4 protein-coding genes and 1 riboswitch are annotated in these 3,219 nt (G+C 65.5%); of the genes, 2 read left to right on the top strand and 2 right to left on the bottom strand.

Annotation, left to right across the window (positions count from 1 at the left end; translation table 11 throughout):
- Positions 1-465: 465 nt before the first annotated feature.
- Positions 466-906 carry a hypothetical protein gene (locus GL279_RS18975; RefSeq protein WP_155066158.1) on the bottom strand — a complete coding sequence of 147 codons (441 nt, stop codon included), beginning with the start codon at positions 904-906 and terminating at the stop codon, positions 466-468.
- A 373-nt stretch (positions 907-1,279) separates the two neighbouring features.
- Positions 1,280-1,369: riboswitch (adenosylcobalamin (AdoCbl) riboswitch) on the top strand.
- Between the two features lie 42 nt (positions 1,370-1,411).
- On the opposite strand from GL279_RS18975, the gene GL279_RS18970 reads away from it, so the two are divergent.
- On the top strand, positions 1,412-1,627 hold the full coding sequence (locus tag GL279_RS18970) for a CbtB domain-containing protein (protein ID WP_155066157.1): 216 nt from the start codon (positions 1,412-1,414) through the stop codon (positions 1,625-1,627).
- An 11-nt stretch (positions 1,628-1,638) separates the two neighbouring features.
- Entirely contained in the window at positions 1,639-2,436 is a 798-nt protein-coding gene (locus GL279_RS18965) for a CbtA family protein (protein ID WP_155066156.1), read from the top strand.
- Here the strand turns inward: GL279_RS18965 and GL279_RS18960 are convergent.
- Entirely contained in the window at positions 2,387-3,100 is a 714-nt protein-coding gene (locus tag GL279_RS18960; protein ID WP_155066155.1) for a methylenetetrahydrofolate reductase, read from the bottom strand. The two genes, GL279_RS18965 and GL279_RS18960, sit on opposite strands and share 50 nt — an antisense overlap.
- Between the last annotated feature and the right edge of the window lie 119 nt (positions 3,101-3,219).

Genomic DNA, 3,219 nt, shown 5'->3' with positions numbered 1-3,219 from the left:
AGCCCTCGAAGAAGGCCCACTCATCGTCGGATATCAGGTTGCGCGCCAAGCCCATCTCCCAAGCAGAGATGAGCTTGAATCATAGGACGACTGCCAACGGAACCCCTTTTGTCAACACGGCCTAGTTGAGGTATGCATACTTATGCCGTGGGTGTGCATACATATGCTCCCAGGTCGATTTAATGACAGTATAAAGAATTGTAATTAAACGGAAAATCACGATCCAGAACTGAGCGAGATGATTCGATGTGCATCCTTATGCTGGGTTGGCATTTGCCAGCCCTTGTCGCTCTGCGCATTGCCATGGATGGCATGTGAGGCGGCGGCGGCGGTTGTCATGCCCCCTTCGCCGGCACTGTCCCGACATCTGTCGTCCACATATTCGTCGAGGGTGCACAGTTCGCCCACGCTGTGGCCCGGACCCGGCGCCCTGCCCCATGGCAAGGCGTCCGGGCGGCGCGCAGCCTAGCGCCCCGAAAAGGCGTTGATCAGGTTCAGGACCGCAAGGATCTTCTGGGTGCCGCTGTCGACGCGGTAGATATTGTTGTCATCGCGGTAATAATCCCAGTCGCGGCGCGGCTGCAGGCCATAGCGGTCGTGATCCTGAATCGGCAGATAGCCACCCATGCGCAGCGTGTCGCCGACGCGGGTGCCATAATGCCGGCGAACCTGACCGGGCGGGATGCAGGCAGGGCTGCGCTTGGCCAGACCCGGCGGGCAATTCAGGACATAGCGCGGCTCGGGGCGGCGGCGCTCCCACGGCGCGCGCTCGTGGGGATGGTGGTGGCGCGCCTCGGGGCCCTTGCCGCGGCCATGCCTCTTGCCGTGATCCGGATCGGCGGCGACCGGCCCGGCGGCAATCACAGCGATGACCAGGGCTGGCATCAGTTTCGAAATCAATGTCATCGCTTATCCTCAGAATGCGGCTTGTCGAGCACATAGCGCCGGCGGGGGCAAAAGTTGCATCACGAAACTTGGCTCGGCAAAAAAGCGCCGGTGGGGCTGAGGGCACGAAGCTGCGGGCATGAAAAAGGCCGGGCATACCAGCCCGGCCGCTTTCCGTCCCAACACAATACTCGTGAACACAAGGGCCCGAACTGCAACCGGATACTCGTGACAGCCCTTCTTGACTGACCAATCAATAAACCCTGACGCGACTCGGGGGAAGCTGTCCAATTGGTCAGGCGGGCGAATCGACCCCGACCGAGGCCCCGCAACCGCCGCGCCGCAGCAGGTTTCCATTGACAATACGACCGGTAGCGGCGCAGCGTCTTGGCGATGTTGCGATAAAGGAAGCCGGTGAAAACCCGGCACGGTCGCGCCACTGTGACCGCGCACATGCGCGGAAGTCAGACCCGGCACCGCAACAGTCATGAACCCCAGACGGACGCGTATCCGAAGGAGAACTGCCATGGCCATCAGCCACACCGCCCCGACCCACGCTCAAGGCATTGCGCCGATCCCGCTGGCACAATGGGCACCCTGGGCGATCTTTGCCGGTCTTGTCATGCTGCTTGCGATGTATTTCGTCAGCACCGAACAAGGCGCTGTGGCGATGTTCGACGGCACTTCGGTGCATGAATTCGTGCATGATGCGCGCCATCTGCTGGGCTTTCCCTGTCACTGAGGGGGCCTGACATGACCACAGGACGTTATCTGTTCCTCGGCATGATTGCCGGGCTGATTGCGGGTGTGCTGGCCTTTGGCGTCGGCCGCGTCTGGGGCGAGCCTCCGGTCGAGGCCGCCATCGCCATCGAAGAGGCCGGATCGGCCGAACCCGCCGCCCATGACCATACCGCCATGGCCACCGAGGCACCTGCCCCCGCGCCAGAGGCCGAAGCCGCCGGGCATTCGCATGACGAAGAGGCCGGCTTCAGCCGCGCCACGCAGGCCGGGATCGGGCTTCTGACCGGGATGGCGGTGTTCGGTGCCGGACTGGGCGGGCTGTTCGCGCTGGCCTTTGCGCTGGTGCAGGGCCGGTTCTCGCAGCTGGGCGCACAGGCCACGGCAGCGATCATGGCGCTGATCGGCTATGTCGCCGTGGTGCTGGTGCCGTTTCTGAAATACCCGGCCAACCCGCCCGCCGTCGGCCATGGCGAGACGATCGGCATGCGCACGCAGCTGTATTTCACCATGATCGTGCTGTCGCTGATCGCGACGGCGATCTCGGTCGCGGTGGCACGCGGCGGTGCCGACCGCTGGCGCGCGGCCATCCATGGCGGGCTGGTCTATCTGGCGCTGATGGTGCTGGCCGGATTCGTGCTGCCTTCGATCAACGAGGTGCCGGCCGATTTTCCGGGTGACTTGCTGTGGCAGTTCCGCAGCGTATCGCTGGTGATTGCGGCGGTGCTGTGGGGCGCGATCGGGCTGATCTTCGGTCTGCTGGTCAGCCGGGCGCAGGCGGTGGCCGCGCCGGGCCTGCACCGCCCGGCCTGACATCATTCCCCCGCGCCGGCAGGGTCCGGCGTGGGGCTCTCAGCCGCGCAGGCGCGCCTGCGCCAGCCAGTCCAGACAAGCCCGCAATGCCGCCAAAGGGGAACAGGTGCAGCCCCGCGATCAGCGTTCCCGGCTCGGTCGCGCGATGCGCCTGCAACTCAGCGATGACCGCATCGGGCGTGACCGGCTGCAACAGCTTGCGAATGTCGCGGGCACGGCGCTGCAAGACCCCGAGCGAGGCACCAACGCCGCAATCCATGGCAAAGCGCATCAGGCTTTGCAGCCGGGCGGGACCGGCCAGACCGATGCGCACCGGCAATTCGATCCCGGCCTGCCGGACCCGTCGCGCCCAGTCGATTGCCGGCGTGGCATCGAACAGGAATTGCGTGACCAGCCCCAGTTCGGCCCCACTGCGCTGCGCCAAGGCCTGTTTCCAAAGCAGCGCCGCATCGACGGCCACCGTGCCGCCCTGCGGGTCGATGTCGCGGCTGCCCTCGGGGTGACCGGCGAAATACAGCCGCTGATAGCCCAGCCGGTCGAAATGCCCGGTCTCGACCAGATCCATGCTGGAGGCCAGCCGGCCAAGCGGCGCCCGGCGGCCACCAGCGATCAGCAGGGCGCGGCGGACGCCGGCCTCGTCGCGATAGGCCTGCAAGTGTGTCAATCGGCATCCAAACGGCCCCCCCGATCGGCGCCCAAAAGTGACCCCTTTGGCGCGCGGTTGAGCAGGCCCGTGGCGGCGTAGCTTTCCAGCTGGCGCAGCCGACGCGGGCCTGCGTTTCG

This window comes from Paracoccus limosus (genome assembly GCF_009711185.1).
GTDB classification, from domain to species: domain Bacteria; phylum Pseudomonadota; class Alphaproteobacteria; order Rhodobacterales; family Rhodobacteraceae; genus Paracoccus; species Paracoccus limosus.
The sequence above is the reverse complement of the archived record's forward strand: the minus strand, read 5'-3'. Positions and strand labels throughout refer to the sequence as shown.

What these genes read in the sequence shown, in the direction of transcription:
- GL279_RS18965 (WP_155066156.1), top strand. Translation starts at nt 1,639, where the DNA reads ATGACCACAGGACGTTATCTGTTCCTCGGCATGATTGCCGGGCTGATT.
- GL279_RS18975 (WP_155066158.1), bottom strand. Translation starts at nt 906, where the DNA reads ATGACATTGATTTCGAAACTGATGCCAGCCCTGGTCATCGCTGTGATT.
- GL279_RS18970 (WP_155066157.1), top strand. Translation starts at nt 1,412, where the DNA reads ATGGCCATCAGCCACACCGCCCCGACCCACGCTCAAGGCATTGCGCCG.